Raw genomic sequence first — 18,323 nt, 5'->3', positions numbered from 1 at the left:
GGTCTCCGCCTGCCACGACGGCGCCGCCCCGCACCCTCATCCGACACCCTTGGCGTCGCCCGACACTGCTCCGCCATTCTCAGCCAGGACTGCGGCAAAGATGCGGTCCGCCGCAAACGGCGTGGCGGCGAAGCGCACGCCGGTCGCATCGCGGATCGCGTTGGCGAGCGCGGCTGCCACCGGATTGTAGGGGCTCTCGCTCATCGATTTCGCGCCCATCGGGCCGATGCTGTCATGGGTCGCGGCGAAGATGACCTCGGTGCGCGGCACATCGGCAAAGGCCGGGATGTGGTAGCCGCGGAAGGTCGGATTCTCGACCGCCCCGTCCGCGTCCACCAGAACCTCCTCATAAAGCGCCGCGCCGATCGCCTGGGCGACGCCGCCCTCGATCTGGCCGCGGCACTGCATGGGATTGATGACGGTGCCGGCATCGGCGGCGTGAATGCTGCGGATGATGCGGACCTCGCCGGTCTGGCGGTGCACCGCCACCTCGAAGCCCTGGACGTTGAAGGCGACCGAGCGCGGCGTGCCGCCGGCCTCGCCGCTCGCCGTCAGGGGCGCGGTCGCTCCCGCATCGATCATTGCCTTCAACGCCCGCGCCGCGCGCTCGGTCGCCTGGCCCGCCACCACCGTGCCGGTGGAGCCATAGGCGCCGGTATCGTGGCCGACATGGTCGGTATCGGCCTGCTTCAAGCGGATGCGGTCGGGTGTCGTCCCCAACACGTCAGCGACGATCTGCAGATGGACGGTGGTCGAGCCATTGCCGAATTCGGCGATGCCGACGCTGAGCTCATAGGTCCCGTCGGCAAGCCAAGTGATCCGGCTCTCGGCCAGATGCCCACGCGGCGGGATGGTGTCGATCATGGCCGCCGCCATGCCGCGTCCGACAAGCCAGTCGCGCCCGAGCGATGCGGCTGGCTGGCGGGCGAAAGCCTGCTCCACCAGATCGAGGCACTGGTCGAGGCCGTAGCTGCCATATTCGACATCGTGCAGGCCGGTGCCGGTCGAGACCATGGGATCGCCGGGCCTGACCATATTGATCCGGCGCAGCGCGAAGGGATCGATGCCGAGGCTACGGGCGAGCTCGTCCATGGCGGATTCAACCGCGAAATTGGTCTGACTCAGGCCATAGCCGCGGAAGGCGCCGGCCGGCACGCTGTTGGTATAGACCGCGAAACCGTCGATCTTCTTGTTCGGGGCGCGGTAGAGCGCAACGCTCTCATTGGTGCCGTGGAACAGCACGCCGCCGCCGTGATTGCCATAGGCGCCGGTGTTCGAGACGACATGCATTTCGATGGCCGTCAGCGTGCCATCACGGCGCGCACCGAGCTTCACACGCACCGTCATGGGGTGGCGGGTCGTTGCCCCGACAAACTGTTCCGAGCGGGTGAATTCCAGCTTCACCGGACGGCCGGTCTTGAGCACGGCCAGCGCCACCAGATCCTCGGTGAGCATTTCCTGCTTGCCGCCGAAGCCGCCGCCGACCCGGCCACAGACGACGTGCACGCTGTCGCGGGGACGGTCGAACAGGGTCGCGATGGCATCGCGGGTGAGGAACGGCGTCTGGCTGGAGGTGCGGATGGTCAGGCGGCCATCGGCGTCGAGCCAGCCGATCGCGCCGTGGGTCTCGAGATGGGCGTGCTGGACCCGCTGCGAGCGATAGGTGCCCTCATGGATCACATCCGCCTCGGCGAAGCCCTGGTCGATGTCCCCGACATGGCCATGGACCTCCGCCACGAGATTGCGACTGGCATCGCGGATGCGGGTCTCGGGACCCTTGGCATGGATCACCGGCGCACCGGGGCGCATGGCCTCTTCGGGGTCGAAGACGGCGGCCAATATCTCGTAGTCGACGGCGATCAGCCGGCAGGCGGCCTCGGCGATCGCCTCCGTCTCCGCCACCACCGCCGCGACCCGCTGGCCGACGAAGCGCACGACATCGTCGAGCACGCGGGTGTCGTCGACATCGTCGGTGACGATCTGGTGGCGGCCGGTGGAGAACAGCCTGTCCGGGGCATCCTTGTGGGTGAGAACGGCGACGACACCCGGCAGGGCCAGCGCCGCGGTGGCATTGATGGCGCGAATGCGCGCATGGGCATGGGGCGAGCGCAGGATCTTCAGATGGGTGAGGCCTGCCACCACCACATCCATGGTGAAGCGCTCGGTGCCGGTGACGAGGCCACGGCTTGCAGGGGCTGCGAGGTTGCGACCAACCGCGCGACCATGCTCCGCCTCCTCGACATGGCGGCAGCCGGTCACCGCGTCCTCGATGGCGCGATAGCCGGTGCAGCGGCAGAGATTGCCCTTGAGCGCCGCCGGCAGGTCACCGGCATGACGGTTACCGAGGCAAGCCGCCGTCATCACCATGCCGGCCGTGCAGAAGCCACACTGGTAGCCTTGAGCGTCGATGAAGGCCTGCTGCACCGGATGGAGATGGTCGCCATCGGCCAGCCCCTCGATCGTGGTGATGGCCCGGCCCTCGGCGCGGCTTGCCGGATAGAGGCAGGAATGGACCGGAGCGCCGTCGACATGGACGGTGCAGGCGCCGCAATCGCCGGCATCGCAGCCCTTCTTGACGCCGAACCAGCCGAGCTCGCGCAACAATGTGCGCAGGCACTGGCCGGGTTTCGGCTGGGCCTCCTGGGACGTGCCGTTGACGCGGAGCTTCATGCGGCCTCGCCTGAAAGCTCGGCGCGGATCTCCTCGGCGAAAACACCTGTCAGGTGGCGGCGCCAGGCCGGCGCGCCGTGGACATCGTCGTAATAGAGGTCATCCGGGATCTCGGCGGCGATGCGGTCGGCCAGCCCGGCGGCGGTCGGGAGAGATGGAAAGGCGAGCGATAGCGGCCGGCGGACCGACGCCGTCACCGCCAGCGCGAAGGCGCCGCTCTCGTCGACCGTGCCGATGAGCAGCACGCCGGAGCGGCCGAGCGGCGTCAGCGATTGCCGGCGGAAGGCGAAGCGGCGACGGAGGGCTGCCATCGGCAGCGTCAGGCTGCGCAGGCACTCGCCTTGTCGCAATGCGTTGACCAGCGGCCCGCCGACGAAATCGGTCACCGCCATCTCGCGGGTCGCGCCATCCGGCCCGAGCATCGTGCAGATGCCGTCGAGTGCGAGGCCAAGCGAGATCATCGGGCCGGCCGGCAGGCCGAGGCAGAGATTGCCGCCGACGGTCGCAACATTCCAGATCTTGAACGAGGCGAGGAAGGAGCGGCAGCACTGGCCGATCAGCGGCGCGGCAGACCAGTCGGCGGGGGCCTGGAAGGCGTCGAGCTCGGCGATGGTGCAAGTGGCGGCGATCTCGAGGCCACGCTCGGTGATGGTGAGGGCCGGCCAGCCGAGATCGGTCAGATCGATCAGCCGGGTCACCTCCGGCTGCGGCTCGGAGAACAGCCACGTGCCGCCGGCGAGCCAGGCATCGCCCGGCCGCCAGCCGGTCGTCGCGTCGATCTGGCGGGGTCTCAGGATCTCGGAGACCGTATTCAAATCCATTCCAGCATCACCATGACTGCGAAGTGCGAAGCACAAGCCTAGGCGAAGCAAGAAGCGTGCGCCATGGTGCGCCTTGCCGCTGGCCGATGCCCGCCTGCCATGCGTGAAGGATGCTGGACCTTGAGGCGCGAAGCCTGTCCGATTGCCCACAAAGGCGCCGGCTCGAACCGGGCCGATGATTGCAGGGAACGAAACGATGCAGGATCCGAAGGCCGAGATCGACGCGTGGCTGGCGCGTTTCGAGGCTGCGCTGGCTGAGGGCGGCGATGCCGCCGCCGCGCTGTTCGCAGACGACGGCTATTGGCGCGATCTCCTCGCCTTCACCTGGACGATCCATACGCTGGAGGGCCGGCCAGCAATTGCCGCCATGCTCAGCGAACGGGCCGCCGATGTCGGCGCGAGCAACTGGGTGTCGGAGGATGGCGCGACGCGTGGCGCGAATGGCACGGCTGAGGGCCTGATCCGCTTCGAGACCGCGCAGGGTGCCGGGCGCGGCCATGTCCGCATCCAGGATGGCCGGGCGCTGACGCTGCTCACCACATTGCAATCGCTGAAGGGCTTCGAGGAGAAGCGCGGCCCGACACGGGATCGCGGCGTCGAGCACGGCGTGAGACAAGGCCGCAAGAGCTGGCTGGAGCGGCGGCAGCAGGAAGAGGCGAGCCTCGGCCACAGCGTCCAGCCCTATTGCCTGATCATTGGCGGCGGCCAGGGCGGCATTGGCCTTGGTGCGCGGCTGAAGCGGCTCGGCGTGCCAACGCTGATCATCGACAAGCGCGACAAGCCCGGCGACACCTGGCGCAGCCGCTACAAGTCGCTCTGCCTCCACGACCCCGTCTGGTACAACCACCTGCCCTATCTGCCCTTCCCCGACCATTGGCCGGTGTTCATCCCGAAGGACCAGATCGGCGACTGGCTGGAAGCCTATGCCAAGGTCATGGAGCTGAATTACTGGGGTGCCACCGAGGCGCTGTCGGCGACCTATGACGAGGCCAAAGCGGAATGGACCGTGGAGGTCCGGCGCGGCGGCGAGGTGATCGTTCTCAAGCCCAAGCAGGTGGTGATCGCCACGGGCATGTCGGGCTTTCCGCAGTTGCCGGACTTTCCGGGCATGGCGGATTTCAAGGGCGAGCAGCACCATTCGAGCGGGCATCGCGGCGGCGAGGGCTATGCCGGCAAAAGCTGCGTGGTCATCGGCTCGAACAATTCCGCCCATGATATCGCGGCCGATCTCTGGGAGAACGGCGCCGATGTCACCATGGTGCAGCGCTCGTCCACCCTGGTGGTGAAGTCCGAGACGCTGATGGAATTCACCTGGGGACGGCTGTTCTCGGAGCAAGCGCTCGCCGCCGGGATCACCACCGACAAGGCCGACATCCTGATGGCCTCGATGCCCTATGGCATGCTGCCCAAGGTGCAGAAGCCGGTCTACGAGCTGATCCAGAAGCGCGATGCCGATCTCTACGATCGCCTGCGGGCGCGCGGCTTCATGCTGGATTTCGGCGAGGACGGCACGGGTCTGGGTCTGAAATATCTGCGCCGGGGCTCAGGCTATTACATCGATGTCGGCGCCTCCGAACTGATCGCCAATGGCTCGGTGAAGCTGAAGAGCGGCGTGGCGGTGACGGCGATCGAGGCCGATGGCGTTCGGCTGGACGATGGCTCGCTGCTTGCCGCCGATCTCATCGTCTATGCGACCGGCTACGGGCCGATGAGCCAGTGGGTGGAGAAGCTCGTCTCGAAGGACGCCGCCGACAAGGTCGGGCCGATCTGGGGCCTCGGCTCCGGCACGACCAGGGATCCCGGCCCCTGGGCTGGCGAACTCCGCGCCATGTGGAAGCCGACGGGCCAGCCGGGCCTCTGGCTGCATGGCGGCAACCTGCAGCAATCCCGGCACTATTCGAGCTATCTGGCGCTGCAATTGAAGGCGCGGATGGAGGGCCTGCCGACCCCGGTCTATCAGGCCCCCGTCCCCCGATAGCCGGATTGTGCGAACGCGCCCGGCGCGCATGATGACCGCCCGCAGCCTGTCCCCCTTCCCCGAGGTCCCGCCATGCCGAGACTGCCGAGCCTTGATGATCTCGCCGCCATGGTGCCGTCGGGTGCCAAGCTGGCGCTGCCGGTCGATTATGCCGGCGTCTCCATGGCGATGACCCGGCCGCTGATCGCGCGCGGCCTACGCGATCTGCACGTCGTCTGCCTGCCGACCGGCGGCATGCAGCCGGACATGCTGATTGGCGCCGGCCTGGTCCAGACGATGGAGACCAGTGCCATCACGCTGGGCGAAGCCGGTGGCGCGCCCTGTTTCAACCGGGCCATTGCGCAGGGTACGATCCGGGTGATGGATGCGACCTGCCCTGCCGTCCATGCGGGATTCCTGGCCGCGCAGAAGGGCGTGCCGTTCGCGACCTTGCGCGGCCTGATCGGCACCGACGTGCTCGCCAACCGGCCCGACTGGAAGGTGATCGACAATCCGTTCTCCGACACGCCGGACCCGATCGTCGCTATCCCGGCAATCCACCCCGATGTCGCGATCTTCCACTGCCCGATGGCCGACCGCGACGGCAATGTCTGGATCGGCCGCAGGCGGGAGCTTGCCAGCATGGCCTATGCCTCGAAACTGACGCTGGTGACGGTAGAGCGCATCGTGGACGAGAGCCTGCTCGCTGACGAGACCATGGCGGCGGGCGTGCTGCCCGGCCTCTATGTCGAGGCAGTGGCGCTGGCGCCCCGCGGCGCGGCGCCGATCGGGCTCTGGGGCGAGTACGGCGCCGACATGGCCGAGGTGACGCGCTACGCGCGCGCCGCCCGCAGCGAGGAAGGCTTCCGCGACTATCTTGCAGGCGCTAGGGTCCTGGAGGCGGTGTCGTGAGCGTTCTCCTGCCCCGCGAAAGGCTGATCGTCACCGTCGCCCGCCTGCTCGAAGGCGTCCGCCATGTCGCGGTCGGCGCCTCGTCGCCCATTCCCGCTGCCGGCGCCATGCTGCGCCGGGCGCTGGCCGAGCGCGAGGGTGCCGCACGCGTCCGCATCTCGATCCTCGGGTCGCGCGAGCACAACTTCTTCACCAACGGCTCGGCCGAGCTGTTCGACTGCGCGGGCCAGGGCCGGATCGACGCGTTCTTCCTCGGCGGCGGGCAGATCGACGGCGAGGCGAACATCAACCTCGTCGGCACCGGCGGCGACTATCCGCAGACCAAGGTGCGCTGGCCGGGCTCGTTCGGCTCGAGCTATCTCTATTTCGTCGTGCCGCGGGTGATCCTGTTCCGCGAGGAGCACACGCCGCGGGTGTTCGTCGACAAGGTCGATTTCATCTCGGCGCCCGGCACCAGTCCGGAGGGCGTGCACCGGCCCGGCGGGCCCTATGCGCTGCTCACCAGCCTCGGGCGGTTCTCGTTCGACCGGAAGGCCAAGCGCTTCCGGCTGGAGAGCGTCCATCCCGGCCATACGCTCGACGAGATCAAGGCGGCTACCGGTTTTGGCTTCGACCACGATGCCCAGCCGGCCTTCACGGCCGACCCGGATGCCGCGACGCTTGCCCTGCTGCGCGGGCGCGTGCTGACCGAACTCTCGGAGACCTATCCAGAATTTGCCCGCCAGCTCTCGGCCGAAATCGCGGCGCTGGACCAGCCGGCCATGGCCTGACGAGGCGCAGGCCTCAGGCGGCCATGGCCTCGATGAAGCCCTCGGGGATCTGACCCATCTGCAGGATGAGCCGCGGCTCGCCGAAGAACTCGGTCTCGGAATCGACATCCTGGGCAATGGCGATCGCGCCAGCCTTGGTCAGCGACAGGCGCTCGACCATGCGGATGGCGGCGGCCTCGCTCTTCTGCATCTCGCGGGTGCCGACCGTCAGCTTGCCGCGCTTGCCGACGACGATCGGGATGACGATGAACTCGGTACGAAGCGCCATGGGACTCTCCTGCCCGACGGCAGCCGGCAGAATCACCGGATGCATCGGACCTCAGCCAGCGGTGGCGGATCGGGGCGAGGATAGCAAGGGCCGGAGCAGACACCGCAACGGGGCAAAGCATCAAAATGCAACTCCAAGTCATCATCGCCTACAATTTAGGATTCATTTTACGAAGCGAACATCGTTTGCTTGACCACATTCAGCGGCCTGACAATGTTGAATTCGATCAGCTCCATGATTCGAAGCTGAAGATCGTGGCTATCCTGTCGCTTGTCGGCTGGCCCGCGATGACCCGCACTCACTCTCGGTCCAAAGGACTTCTCATGCGCATCACCAAGAGCCTCAAGGCAGTCTCCGCCGCAGCCCTGCTCGCCACCTCCCTGCTGTCGCTGTCCTCCTCGGCCAGTCAGGCCCTCCCGGCACCGCTGCCTGTCGCCGGCAAGAGCGTCGCGGGCGTGTGGGGCGCCGGTTCCACCGTCGGCATTGCAAGCTTCCTGGTGATCTACGACATCATCCGCCGTACCAGCTGCAGCGGCGACTTCCTGAAGCTCGGCGGCCCGGGCTTCGGCCAGCCGATCACGCCCGGCCAGAACGTTCTGGTGCCGCGCCGCTGCTGATGGGGCGCTGATCCATCCACACGGCCCACAGATGACGAGCCGGAGGCCGCCTGCCTCCGGCTTTGTCGTTTGGGCATCGACATTGCGCCGCCTTCGGCGAGATGCCCCTGCTGCCCGCGCAAATCGTCATCTCATACATCGCAATATTCGGCGGAATTTTTTTGAGATGGATCATGTGAAAGCTGCCCTTCCTGATCTAGCCTGACTACATCACATGGGCCTTGAAGGGCCTGTCTAATCTCAGAGGGACTGTCATGCACATGACCAGAAAACTGACATATCTCGCCGCGACCGCCGCCGTTGCTGGATCTCTTGTTGTGCTTCCGAGCCGCACGAGCTTTGCTTATCCCATGGCCGTCGCTCCAGTTGCTTCCAATTCCGCTGGCCTGTGGGGCACCGGCTCGATCATCGGCGTCGCCAGCTTTCTCGTCGTCTACGACCTTATCCGCCGCACCTCGTGCAGCGGTGATGTCCTGAAGCTCGGCGGCCCGGGCTTCGGCCAGCCGATCAATCCGAGCATGAACGTGCTTGTGCCGCGCCGCTGCCCGGCCCGCTGATCCGTCACCCAAGCGGCCAGATCCACCCGGGATGCGGGCCGATCCTGGAGCTTGCGGGACATAGCCCCACAATCAACCGTTCGACCTTTGGAGGATTCCTGATGTGCAAGTTCAATAGTCTGACGCGCCTCTCTGCCGCCGCGCTTGTTGCCGTCTCGCTTGTTGCGCTGGCGCCCCGGGAGAGCCGAGCCAACATGGTGCCGGTGCCGGTGCCGCTCGCCTCGAATGCTGCGGGCCTGTGGGGCACGGGCTCGATCGTCGGCATTGCCAGCTTTCTCGTCGTCTACGACCTTATCCGCCGCACCTCGTGCAGCGGTGATGTCCTGAAGCTCGGCGGACCGGGGTTCGGCCAGCCGATCAATCCGAGCATGAACGTGCTCGTTCCGCGCCGCTGCCCGGCCCGCTGATCCGTCACCCAAGCGGCCCGATCCACCCGGGATGCGGGCCGATCCTGGAGCTTGCGGGACATGGCCCCGCAATCAACCGTTCGACCTTGGAGGATTCCTGATGTGCAAATTCAATAGTCTGACGCGCCTCGCTGCGGCCGCGCTTGTTGCCGTCTCGCTTGTTGCGCTGTCGCCCCGGGAGAGCCGTGCCGACATGGTGCCGGTGCCGGTCGCCTCGAATGCCGCGGGCCTGTGGGGCACGGGCTCGATCGTCGGCATTGCGAGCTTTCTCGTCGTCTACGATCTTATCCGCCGCACCTCGTGCAGCGGAGATGTTCTGAAGCTCGGCGGACCGGGCTTCGGCCAGCCGATCACGCCGAGCATGAACGTGCTCGTGCCGCGCCGCTGCTGATGGGGCACTGGTCCCTCTACACCCCATCACCCATGACGAGCCGGAGGCATCCTGCCTCCGGCTTTGTCGTCTGGGCGCCTGATTGACGCGCATCGCCGGTCGTGATGTCTGCGCCGGTGTTCCAGCCTGGCTTTTCGATGATTGCCCACCTGCTTCGCGCCACCGTCCTCGCCGTTCTGACCGTTCCAGCTTGCGCGGGTGCGCCTGCCCTCGCCCAGGCCACGGGCCGCCCGACATGGTCGGAGACCAAATGCGCCAATTACCGGTCGGCCTGGACCCACACGTTGGCAAGCCGCGGCAGGCAGGGCTTGAGCGCGCCATTTCTGGCTGATCATCAGGCCTTCCTCGATTCCGGCTGTCAGGCCAGGGGCATGGCCTGCCCACGATCGCCGGAGGAACTCGCCATCGCCAATGTCATGGTGATCCTGGCGATGAATGCCGGCGCTGCCAGCACATTCCTGCCATTCCACTGCGGCGGCTGACCGCGTCTCCCAAGCGCATCTGGCGTCAGGTCAAACAGCAGCGTTCCCTCCCGCGGTCGCCTCAACAAAAAAGGCCGCCCGAAGGCGGCCTCTTGCAGATTGAATTGGCTGCTATCAGTAGCGGGCGACGACAGCCGAGGGCCCCGTCGAGAAGAGGTAGCTGACGCCGACACGAACGGCGTGCTCATTGGGATTCTGGCGATAGGTGAAGCCAGGGAATGCCACGGCGTTGACATAGTTCGCGCGGCCGAAGTCGGAGTAGCGATATTCGAGACGAGCAGTCCAATTGGCCGCCAGCGCATATTCGACGCCTGCGCCAAGTGTCCAACCAGCGCGGGTCTGCGAGAAGCTCTCCGTGACCGCCGCGGTGAAATAACTATGCCGCATCTGGGCGAAGGCCACACCACCCGTGACGTAGAAGAGCGCCCGATCAACCGCGACACCAGCGCGCGCCCGGACCGATCCCTGCCAGTTGTCGCGGAACCGCGTGCCATTGCCGTTGGCAAGCCTGTAGCCGCCGCTCACGCCGGCAGCCTCGAGATCGGCCTCCAGGCCGAGGACGAAATTGTTGATCTGGTAGTTGTAGCCGCCGTGAATGCCGCCGATCAGCCCGTTGGCGCGGAAGGCCTGCTGGAAGCCGGTTGCCACGCCCGTGGCAGTCACGAACTCGCGCGTGCTGTTGTTCATCCACGCGCCACCGATCTGGCCGCCGATGTAGAAGCCGGTCCAGCTGAACGCAGGCATGACCACGGCGCTGGCAACCGGCGCACGCCGCGAACCGAGATCGGCAGCCTGAGCGAAGCCGGTCGAAAGGGCCAGGGCCGAGGTTGCGGCGAGAAGCAGGCGATTCATTGTATGTCCTCCGGTATGCATGCCGCTATCTAGCAAACAGCGGTCCCAGGATGCGTGATCCTCGGGCAACACACAGACATTTTCGCCAGGTGCTGGCGGCGCCAAGACCACCCCGCCTGGTCCGATCAGCGAGGCCGCTACCCTTACGTGAGCTTGCACGAGGACGCCCGCACCTGAGTGGTGGCCCGGTTGCGCTGAGAAGGCACCCGGATGCGCGACACGCGCCGGCCCGATCACGCCATTAATCGAGCCTATACCGGTCGGCGCTAGAACGGTCCCATGCCGATGATGGATGACCTCGCCTACGCCCGTTCTATCGTGGAGCGCGCCTTCGCAATGGCCCGCGACACGGCTGATACCGCCTTGATGGAAGAGTGCATTCGCCTGTTGCGCGACCTCGACAAGCGGCGGGACGACCTCCTGCTGGCGGCCGTGCTGGGGCAGCGCCAGCCGAGCTGACATTGGCCGTCCCGTTTGCGGTCTAGGCAGACCGGGCGCTGGACCACCGGGATCGCGGCGCAAAGGACGCGTTTGGCATCGAGAGCTGCGACGTCCCGTTCTTCATTGTGCATCGCGGCGGAACCTTATTGCCATCGCCCCGTTGTGACATCGCGGGGGGTGAACAGCCCTTCAGCGCATTGCCGAGGAGGCATATTGTGAACCGACTTTTCATCACCACCGCTCTCACGCTGTCGCTGGTCGGCGGCGCCTTCGCGCAGACGGCGACACCCGCCGCGCCGACCGCTGCTGCACGGGCCAGCACCACGCTTGGCCTGACGGATGTCACCTCCAGCAGCATTCTTGGGGTGGCGATCTATTCTCCGAAGAGTGTGATGTCGGCCGGGGGCACCCCGATGCCGCGGCCGGTCAACGCCAGCGCGGTGACACCGGCGCCTGCGGCGCCTGCCCTGATGTCGGACGCGGATTTCCAGGCGATGCGCGACAGCCACGACAATATCGGCGACGTCACGAATTTCGTCATGTCGACCGATGGCCGCATCAGTCATGTGGTGCTGGGCGTCGGCGGGTTCCTCGGGATCGGCGAGAAGTCGGTTGCCGTCGCATGGACCGAGATCCGCTGGATGCGCGACAGCAAGGGCAAGCTGTTCGGCATTGTCCAGAGGACCAAGGACCAGCTCCAGTCCGCACCGAACTTCGTCGATCGCACCTGACGCGGTGCGCGGCTGCCCTGCCGGGTGGCCGTCGTGACCGGGCTCACATCCACCAGCTTGCCCCCGCCCGTTTGATGGGTTGGTCCGGTCCGCATCGTAGGCCCGTCATTCCGTGAGGAGTGACGGGCCTATCTGCGACCAGAACTCCACCTTTTTCGAGATATTCCTGCTCCGGTGCGACAATCCGAAAGCATGACCGCTGTCTTCATTCGAAGCCGAGCTGACTTTTCCGGGCTTGATCCAAGGCAAATTCGGAAAATACCGATCAATCCCGACACAATTGAAGCGGAAAACCATGCCATTATCATAAGCAAGACAATCCAATTTACAGAAGGTGTGGCGACAATGGTCGCGAGCACACGATCTGAACGATTGGAACCGCCCCCCACGAGCTGCCTCGAAGCGGCTGCCGCACTGACACGATCACGATCTGCGCGCCCAACCCTTCGCCGGAGAAAGGACCACAATGGCCTCGCCCCTTGCCCCGCCCCCGGAGGTTGCCATGGACCTGGCGCTCGCGATCATCCTGTCGTCGAACGCCCCTCTGCTCATGCTCGACGCCGACCTGCGGGTGATCGGCGCCAGCACCTCGTTCTGCCGCGCCTTCGACATTGATCCCGGCACCGTGCAAGGCCGCGACATCTTCGCGCTTGGGTCCGGCGAATGGAATGTCCCGCAGCTCCGCTCGCTGCTGACCTCCACCCTCTCCGGCGATATCGATATCGAAGCCTACGAACTTGATTTCATCACCGCGATACGGGGGGTGCGACGCTTGGTGGTCAATGCCCACAAGCTCCAGTACGAGCCGAACAGCGCCTCGAAACTCTTGCTGACCATGCTGGACGTGACCGAGGCGCGCGCGGCAACCCGCCTGAACGACGAACTGATGCGCGAGAAGGATGACCTTCTGCGGCAGAAGGCCATCCTCCTGCAGGAAGTGCAGCATCGCGTGGCGAACAGCCTGCAGATCATCGCGAGCGTGCTGATGCAGAGCGCGCGCCGCGTGCAGTCCGAGGAAACGCGTGCCGAACTGAAGGCAGCGCACAACCGCGTCATGTCGGTTGCGGCGGTGCAGAAGCAACTCGCCTCATCGGCGGTGGGCGACGTGCTGCTGCGGCCCTATTTCACCCAATTGTGCAAGTCGCTCGGCGCATCGATGATCCGTGACGAGAACCAGCTGAAGCTGATCGTCCACATCGATGAAAGTGCCGTCGATCCCGACGTGTCGATCAGCCTCGGGCTGATCGTGACCGAGCTGGTGATCAACGCGCTCAAACATGCCTTTCCCCATCATCGAAAAGGCACGATCACGGTCGGCTACCAGTCCGAGGCGGATGGCTGGGTCCTGTCGGTCGGTGACGACGGCGTGGGCATGGCGATGGGTACCGGAGAGCACAAGCCGGGCCTCGGCACCAGCATTGTCGAGGCCTTGGCCAAGCAGCTCGATGCGACAGTCAGCCTCGAGCCGGTGCCGCACGGCACCACGGTCACGATCGCCCATGGTGCGCGCCCGGCGCTGGTCGCCACGGACTGAGCGGCGCACCTCTTCCCGACCGGCGAGACCATGCGCGCAGGCTGCTGACGTGACGCGAGATGGCGCACGTATCGCTCACCTAAGAAGGCGTCATGCCCCAACGGCTGCGCATCAGAGCACGGCGACTGCGCCTGCAGTCCTTGATCAGATTTTGTGTGGGGCCAATGGTGCCCAGGGACGGAGTCGAACCGCCGACACTGCGATTTTCAGTCGCATGCTCTACCAACTGAGCTACCTGGGCGACCGCACCGCGTGAGCCATCCGGGGACGGCCGCGCTGCGAGGCAGGCGGGCTTATAGATGCAACCAGCGGCCCTGTCCACCCTCCCCGCGCCAGCCGTCAGTGGATAGCGCGTCGGCGGTTCGCGACGGCCCGTCGCCGCGCTCCGCGGCCGAGGGAAGGCGCTGCTCGGCTCGCATAAAGAAAAGCCCCGATGAGGCACCATCGGGGCTTGAAGTCAGAGGTCTGCGGGCATGCACGGCTATTCCAAGAGATCAATGCAGAACGACGACCCTGGTTCCAACCTGGACGCGATTATAAAGATCGACGACATCGTCGTTCAGCATGCGGATGCAGCCGGAGGACACGGCCTGGCCGATCGTGTGCGGCTCGTTGGAGCCGTGGATGCGATAGAGCGACGAGCCGAGATACATGGCGCGGGCGCCGAGCGGGTTCTGCGGGCCACCAGCCATGAAGCGCGGCAGGTCGGGGCGGCGCTGCAGCATCTGCACCGGCGGGCGCCAATCCGGCCACTCGGCCTTGCGGGTGATGGTCTGGCCGCCCTGCCATTCGAAGCCCGGACGGCCGACGCCGATGCCGTAGCGGATCGCCTGGCCATTGCCGAGCACGTAGTAGAGCCGGCGCTCGCCCGTGTTGACGATCACGGTGCCCGGCGCATAGGCGCCGGCAAAACCGACGATCTCGCGCGGGATGGCCTGCGACTGCTGGGTGCCGGGCGCCGTGATGAACGGCAGGCTCACCATCGGCTGGCGGGTGTCGGGGTCGATCATGACATTGGTGTTCGCCTGGGCCTGCGAGCCGGCAAGGGCGGCGACGGACAGGGCGGCGGCGAGGGCGAAGCGGCGCATGGGGAACTCCTGAAGTGTCTGGTCTCGGCAGGACACGTGGGATTTGCGTTAGGTGCCGGGCCCAGTCAGCCCGGATGCGGTATCAGCGGGAGGCGACGGTGGCTTCCACCACCGGGATCTGGCGGACCAGCCGGAGATGCTGGCCATCGGCCGAGCTCTGGCAGGACTGCGGAATGTTCGGCCAGGCGAACTGCGCGCAATGGGCGCGTTCCCGGGCGGCGGCGCGGTCGCCCTGGATGGCGGCGACCTGGGTCTCGGCTGCGCGGGGGGCGCCATCGAGCCGGTTCTTGAAGCTGTCGAAGGCGCCCATGGCGCGGTCGATGTCGGCGGCGCTGTAGGACACGGTGAGCGCCGGAGCGGCATTGACGGAGGCGCGACCGGCGGGCGAGAGCACGAGAGCGGCGGCAACGGCGAGGCTAGCAACGGCGCCAAACACGAAGCTCTTGGACAGGATGGTCATCTTGCGCTCTCCCTCTCGAATGCCGCCTGTCTCGAGGGCGGCCGGTCTCCACGATGGGTCGCGGCAGGTCCGGAAAAGGTTCATCCGGTTCGGCGCCGCGTCATCGCGTTGATGAGAACTTAGGGAGGCCGGCTTTCGTTGCGTTGCCGTCCACGGAATGGCCGCATTTCTGCCATGGCCGTGAATGTTTCAGGCTTTGCTGCGGCGTGCCGGTTCCCGGAGCCGGTCGTTTCAGCGGGGGCGCCAGTGTTTCAGAAAGGCCTGTGGTGCGGCCCCGGACGGGCTGCTTGCCAGGGCGAGCCCGGTCTTCTAGCCCTTGGTGAAACATCGCCGACCGGATTGTTTCCATGACCTCGTTCGTCGCCCTGCTCCGCGCGGTCAATGTCGGCGGCACAGGCAAGCTGCCCATGGCCGACCTGAAGGCAATGGCGGAGGCGGCAGGACTCCAGCGGGTGAGCACCTACATTGCCAGCGGCAACCTCTTGTTCCACAGCCCGCTTGGCGAAGCTGATGTGAAGGCGCTCATCGAAGCACGGCTTGCCGACCATGCGGGCCGGCCGGTCGGCGTGATGGTGCGGACGGCCGCCGAGATGGCCGCTGTGCTGGCGGCCAATCCGTTCGCGCACGAAGCGCCGAACCGCACGGTCGCCATCTTCCTCGACGGGCCGCCGCCGGCCGATGCGATCGCCAAGGCGCGGCTCCGCCGCGACGAGGCCATCGCGCTCGGACGCCGTGAGATCTACGTCCATTACGGTGAGGGCATGGGTCAGTCGAAGCTGGTCATTCCGGCGGCCGCAGCCGGCACGGCGCGCAACATGAACACAGTGGCGAAGCTCGCCGAGCTTGCCGCCATCCCCTGAGATCGGCTCAGCGCTTCTCGCCGTCGGGCAGGAACATGTAGCCGGCGCCGCGCACGGTCTTGATGAAGGCCGGCTGGTCGGCATCCGGTTCGATCTTCCGGCGGATGCGGGTGATGCGCACGTCGATCGAGCGGTCGAAGGCGTCGGGATCGCGGGCGCCGGCGAGATCCAGAAGCCGCTCCCGCGACAGCACGCGCCGCGGGTTCTCGGCAAAGGCCTTGAGCAGATTGAACTCGGACGAGGTCAGCGTCAGTTCCTCGCCCGCGTCATCGCGCAGCATGTGGGCGCCGAGGTCGAGCCATTTGGTGCCGAAGCGCACGGCCTCGTTCACCGGCACGCGCTCGTCCGACGGCGGTGCGGCGGCAGCGCGGCGCAGCACGGCGCGGATGCGGGCGAGCAGCTCGCGCAGTTCGCAGGGCTTGGCGAGATAGTCGTCGGCGCCGATCTCGAGGCCGACGATGCGGTCGACCGGGCTCGCGGTCGCCGTCAGCATGATGATCGGCGTGCCGGCCGTGCGCTTGACGTGGCGCACCACCGAGAAGCCGTCCTCCTCGGGCATGTTGAGATCGAGCACCACGATATCGGGCCGCCGCGATGTCATGAGGCTGCGGAGCGCCGCCCCGCTGTCGCACAGCGACACCTCGAAGCCGTGGAGCTTCAGATAATCGCCGACCATGTCGCGGGCGGCGGCTTCGTCGTCAACGACGACGACATGCGCATTCATGATGGCCCTCCCAGCGGCATGGGCGGCAGCGACAGCGAGAAGGTCGCCCCCTTCCCCGCGCCATGGCTCTCGGCATTGATGCAGCCGCCGTGCAGCTCGACGATGCGGCGGGCGATGAACAGGCCGAGGCCGGTGGAGCTCTCGCCGCCGGTGGGCTTGGCCGATAGCCGCTGGAACCGGCCGAACAGGCGGTCGTGGTCCTCGGGCTGGAGGCCGGGACCGGAATCGGTGACCGACAGGCGGTGGCCGCTTTCGCCTGACGACAGGGCCACGACGACGCGGCCGCCGGGCGGCGAATATTTGATGGCATTGGAGACGAGGTTGTCGATCGCCTCCCGCAGGCGGTCGGGGTCGGCGCGGCCGGCCAGGCTCTCCGGCCCGCTATAGATCAGCGTCTGGCCCTTGCGCTCGGCCAGCGGCGCATTGGCATCGACCACCGCCGAGATGACCGCCACCGTGTCGATGTCGGCGAGCCTCAGCACGATGTCCTCGGCGTCCAGCATGGCGTCGTTGATCAGTTCGTCGACCATGCCGGTCATCCGGGCAACGGAGGCCCGCACCTGCTCGATCTGCATCTTGGCGCGCTCGATGTTGGGCGGCGAGAGATCGAGCAGCTCGCCCATCATCTCGGAGCGGCCGAGGATGACGCCCAGCGGGTTCTTGAGGTCATGGGCGACGGTGCCGAGCACCTCGGCCTTGTGGTCGTTGGTGCGCTTCAGGCGCTGCCACTGGGCGGTCAGGCGCCCGTTGGCGACGGTGAGCTGGTGTGTGCGCTCGGCGACCCGCTGTTCGAGCGTTTCGTTGGCCGCCTGCAGCTGCTCGTAGAGGATGACATTGTCGAAGGCGGTGGACAGCCGGGCGCAGAACACCGCGACCAGCGCGCGGTCGGTTTCCGAGAGCGGCTTGTCGGCGCGCAGCCCCACGACGATCTCGCGGCCGGAGGCGGTCCGGACATAGAGCCCGCTCTCGCGGTGGTCGAAGGCATGGCGCCGGCGCTCGAAGGCCTGGGTGACCAGGGTCGTCATCTCGCCGTCAATGCCGGCATGGCCCTCTTCCGGAGCGCCGCGATAGACGCCCGAACCGGCGAGCACGCTGAAGCCGGTCTTGCCAGCTTCGCGCAGCACGAGGATGCCGTCGCATTCGGCCCGCACGAGGCTGGCGATCTGGGTCAGCACGCCCTCGGCCAGCTTGCGCATGGACTTCAGGTCGAACAGTTCGGAAGCGGCTTCCACGATCATCTCAAGGCCGCGGCGCGTCTCCACCAGGCGCATCAGCTGCTGGTAGGAGCGGATGGCGGCGGTGAGGGCTGTGAACAGCTTGTCGGCAGTGAGCTCGGTCTTCGCCTTGTAGTCGTTGATGTCGTAGTCGACGATCACCTGCCGCTCGGGCGCCTGTCCGGGCTGGCCGGTGCGCAGGATGATGCGCACGGTGTCATTCTTCAGCTCGTTGCGGATGTACTGGACGAGGTCGAGACCCGCGCCGTCAGACTCCATCACCACGTCGAGCAGCACCACCGCCATGTCGGGATGGGCCGCGAGCAGCGTCTTGCCTTCAGCCGCCGAGAAGGCGGACAGCAGCTCCAGCTTGGTGCCGCCGAGATCATAGTCGTAGAGCGCGTAATTGGTGCCGGAATGGACGGCCGGATCGTCGTCGATGACGGCAACCTTCCAGCGGTGCGCCGGGACTGGCGCCTCCACCACGTCGTCCTCGACGACCCTGATCAGGTCGTCGTCGTCATCATGCTGGGTCATCTGGCTGTTCGCAATCGATGGGTCGGCAAT

20 protein-coding genes and 1 tRNA gene are annotated in these 18,323 nt (G+C 66.7%); 12 read left to right on the top strand and 9 right to left on the bottom strand.

Features of this window, described 5'->3' with window-relative positions; translation table 11 throughout:
• Positions 1–36: 36 nt before the first annotated feature.
• Positions 37–2,670: a molybdopterin-dependent oxidoreductase gene (locus E8L99_RS10320; protein WP_137099450.1), complete on the bottom strand. Its 2,634-nt coding sequence runs from the start codon at positions 2,668–2,670 to the stop codon at positions 37–39.
• A complete protein-coding gene (locus tag E8L99_RS10315; protein ID WP_137099449.1) occupies positions 2,667–3,491 on the bottom strand; it encodes an FAD binding domain-containing protein in 825 nt (274 codons plus the stop codon). Before E8L99_RS10315 ends, E8L99_RS10320 begins: the two co-directional genes overlap by 4 nt.
• Positions 3,492–3,687: 196 nt before the next feature.
• Here E8L99_RS10315 and E8L99_RS10310 point away from each other — a divergent pair, with 196 nt between their 5' ends.
• From E8L99_RS10310 to E8L99_RS10300, 3 genes are all read left to right on the top strand, one after another.
• Positions 3,688–5,469, top strand: a complete 1,782-nt coding sequence (locus E8L99_RS10310; RefSeq protein ID WP_137099448.1) for a flavin-containing monooxygenase — start codon at positions 3,688–3,690, stop codon at positions 5,467–5,469.
• Positions 5,470–5,541: 72 nt separating this feature from the next.
• Positions 5,542–6,360: a CoA transferase subunit A gene (locus tag E8L99_RS10305; protein ID WP_137099447.1), complete on the top strand. Its 819-nt coding sequence runs from the start codon at positions 5,542–5,544 to the stop codon at positions 6,358–6,360.
• On the top strand, positions 6,357–7,130 hold the full coding sequence (locus E8L99_RS10300; protein WP_137099446.1) for a CoA transferase: 774 nt from the start codon (positions 6,357–6,359) through the stop codon (positions 7,128–7,130). Before E8L99_RS10305 ends, E8L99_RS10300 begins: the two co-directional genes overlap by 4 nt.
• A 13-nt stretch (positions 7,131–7,143) precedes the next feature.
• On the opposite strand, the gene E8L99_RS10295 is transcribed toward E8L99_RS10300, so the two are convergent.
• A complete protein-coding gene (locus E8L99_RS10295; protein WP_137099445.1) occupies positions 7,144–7,398 on the bottom strand; it encodes a hypothetical protein in 255 nt (84 codons plus the stop codon).
• Positions 7,399–7,523: 125 nt separating this feature from the next.
• Between E8L99_RS10295 and E8L99_RS10290 the strand changes: the two genes are divergently transcribed.
• The 5 genes from E8L99_RS10290 (at position 7,524) to E8L99_RS10270 (ending at position 9,852) form a co-directional block, all read left to right on the top strand.
• Complete coding sequence (locus E8L99_RS10290; RefSeq protein ID WP_137099444.1) at positions 7,524–8,015, top strand: hypothetical protein; 492 nt, start codon at positions 7,524–7,526, stop codon at positions 8,013–8,015.
• A 260-nt stretch (positions 8,016–8,275) separates the two neighbouring features.
• On the top strand, positions 8,276–8,572 hold the full coding sequence (locus tag E8L99_RS10285) for a hypothetical protein (RefSeq protein ID WP_168201636.1): 297 nt from the start codon (positions 8,276–8,278) through the stop codon (positions 8,570–8,572).
• Between the two features lie 101 nt (positions 8,573–8,673).
• On the top strand, positions 8,674–8,979 hold the full coding sequence (locus E8L99_RS10280) for a hypothetical protein (protein ID WP_137099442.1): 306 nt from the start codon (positions 8,674–8,676) through the stop codon (positions 8,977–8,979).
• A gap of 100 nt (positions 8,980–9,079) precedes the next feature.
• Positions 9,080–9,370 carry a hypothetical protein gene (locus E8L99_RS10275; RefSeq protein ID WP_137099441.1) on the top strand — a complete coding sequence of 97 codons (291 nt, stop codon included), beginning with the start codon at positions 9,080–9,082 and terminating at the stop codon, positions 9,368–9,370.
• Positions 9,371–9,471: 101 nt separating this feature from the next.
• The gene (locus E8L99_RS10270; protein WP_137099440.1) at positions 9,472–9,852 is read left to right on the top strand and encodes a hypothetical protein; all 381 of its coding nucleotides are present in this window, start codon (positions 9,472–9,474) and stop codon (positions 9,850–9,852) included.
• A 114-nt stretch (positions 9,853–9,966) separates the two neighbouring features.
• Here the strand turns inward: E8L99_RS10270 and E8L99_RS23780 are convergent, their stop codons facing one another.
• A complete protein-coding gene (locus E8L99_RS23780; RefSeq protein ID WP_168201635.1) occupies positions 9,967–10,704 on the bottom strand; it encodes an outer membrane protein in 738 nt (245 codons plus the stop codon).
• A 279-nt stretch (positions 10,705–10,983) separates the two neighbouring features.
• On the opposite strand from E8L99_RS23780, the gene E8L99_RS23775 reads away from it, so the two are divergent.
• The 3 genes from E8L99_RS23775 to E8L99_RS10255 all read left to right on the top strand — a co-directional run bounded on the left by E8L99_RS23775 (position 10,984) and on the right by E8L99_RS10255 (position 13,410).
• Positions 10,984–11,163: a hypothetical protein gene (locus tag E8L99_RS23775; protein WP_168201634.1), complete on the top strand. Its 180-nt coding sequence runs from the start codon at positions 10,984–10,986 to the stop codon at positions 11,161–11,163.
• Between the two features lie 197 nt (positions 11,164–11,360).
• The gene (locus E8L99_RS10260; RefSeq protein ID WP_137099438.1) at positions 11,361–11,876 is read left to right on the top strand and encodes a PRC-barrel domain-containing protein; all 516 of its coding nucleotides are present in this window, start codon (positions 11,361–11,363) and stop codon (positions 11,874–11,876) included.
• A 502-nt stretch (positions 11,877–12,378) separates the two neighbouring features.
• Entirely contained in the window at positions 12,379–13,410 is a 1,032-nt protein-coding gene (locus E8L99_RS10255) for a sensor histidine kinase (protein WP_215907070.1), read from the top strand.
• A 165-nt stretch (positions 13,411–13,575) separates the two neighbouring features.
• On the opposite strand, the gene E8L99_RS10250 is transcribed toward E8L99_RS10255, so the two are convergent.
• From E8L99_RS10250 to E8L99_RS10240, 3 genes are all read right to left on the bottom strand, one after another.
• Positions 13,576–13,651: transfer RNA gene (locus E8L99_RS10250), tRNA-Phe, on the bottom strand.
• A gap of 253 nt (positions 13,652–13,904) precedes the next feature.
• Complete coding sequence (locus E8L99_RS10245) at positions 13,905–14,498, bottom strand: L,D-transpeptidase (RefSeq protein WP_137099436.1); 594 nt, start codon at positions 14,496–14,498, stop codon at positions 13,905–13,907.
• Positions 14,499–14,580: 82 nt separating this feature from the next.
• Entirely contained in the window at positions 14,581–14,958 is a 378-nt protein-coding gene (locus tag E8L99_RS10240; RefSeq protein ID WP_137099435.1) for a hypothetical protein, read from the bottom strand.
• Positions 14,959–15,305: 347 nt separating this feature from the next.
• Between E8L99_RS10240 and E8L99_RS10235 the strand changes: the two genes are divergently transcribed.
• Positions 15,306–15,818 (top strand): DUF1697 domain-containing protein, encoded by a 513-nt coding sequence (locus E8L99_RS10235; RefSeq protein ID WP_137099434.1) that lies wholly within the window; start codon positions 15,306–15,308, stop codon positions 15,816–15,818.
• Positions 15,819–15,825: 7 nt separating this feature from the next.
• On the opposite strand, the gene E8L99_RS10230 is transcribed toward E8L99_RS10235, so the two are convergent.
• Both E8L99_RS10230 and E8L99_RS10225 read right to left on the bottom strand, forming a co-directional pair.
• The gene (locus tag E8L99_RS10230; protein WP_137099433.1) at positions 15,826–16,542 is read right to left on the bottom strand and encodes a response regulator; all 717 of its coding nucleotides are present in this window, start codon (positions 16,540–16,542) and stop codon (positions 15,826–15,828) included.
• Positions 16,539–18,293, bottom strand: a complete 1,755-nt coding sequence (locus E8L99_RS10225; RefSeq protein ID WP_137099432.1) for an ATP-binding response regulator — start codon at positions 18,291–18,293, stop codon at positions 16,539–16,541. Before E8L99_RS10225 ends, E8L99_RS10230 begins: the two co-directional genes overlap by 4 nt.
• Between the last annotated feature and the right edge of the window lie 30 nt (positions 18,294–18,323).

Source organism: Phreatobacter aquaticus (assembly GCF_005160265.1).
Taxonomy (GTDB): domain Bacteria; phylum Pseudomonadota; class Alphaproteobacteria; order Rhizobiales; family Phreatobacteraceae; genus Phreatobacter; species Phreatobacter aquaticus.
The sequence above is the reverse complement of the archived record's forward strand: the minus strand, read 5'-3'. Positions and strand labels throughout refer to the sequence as shown.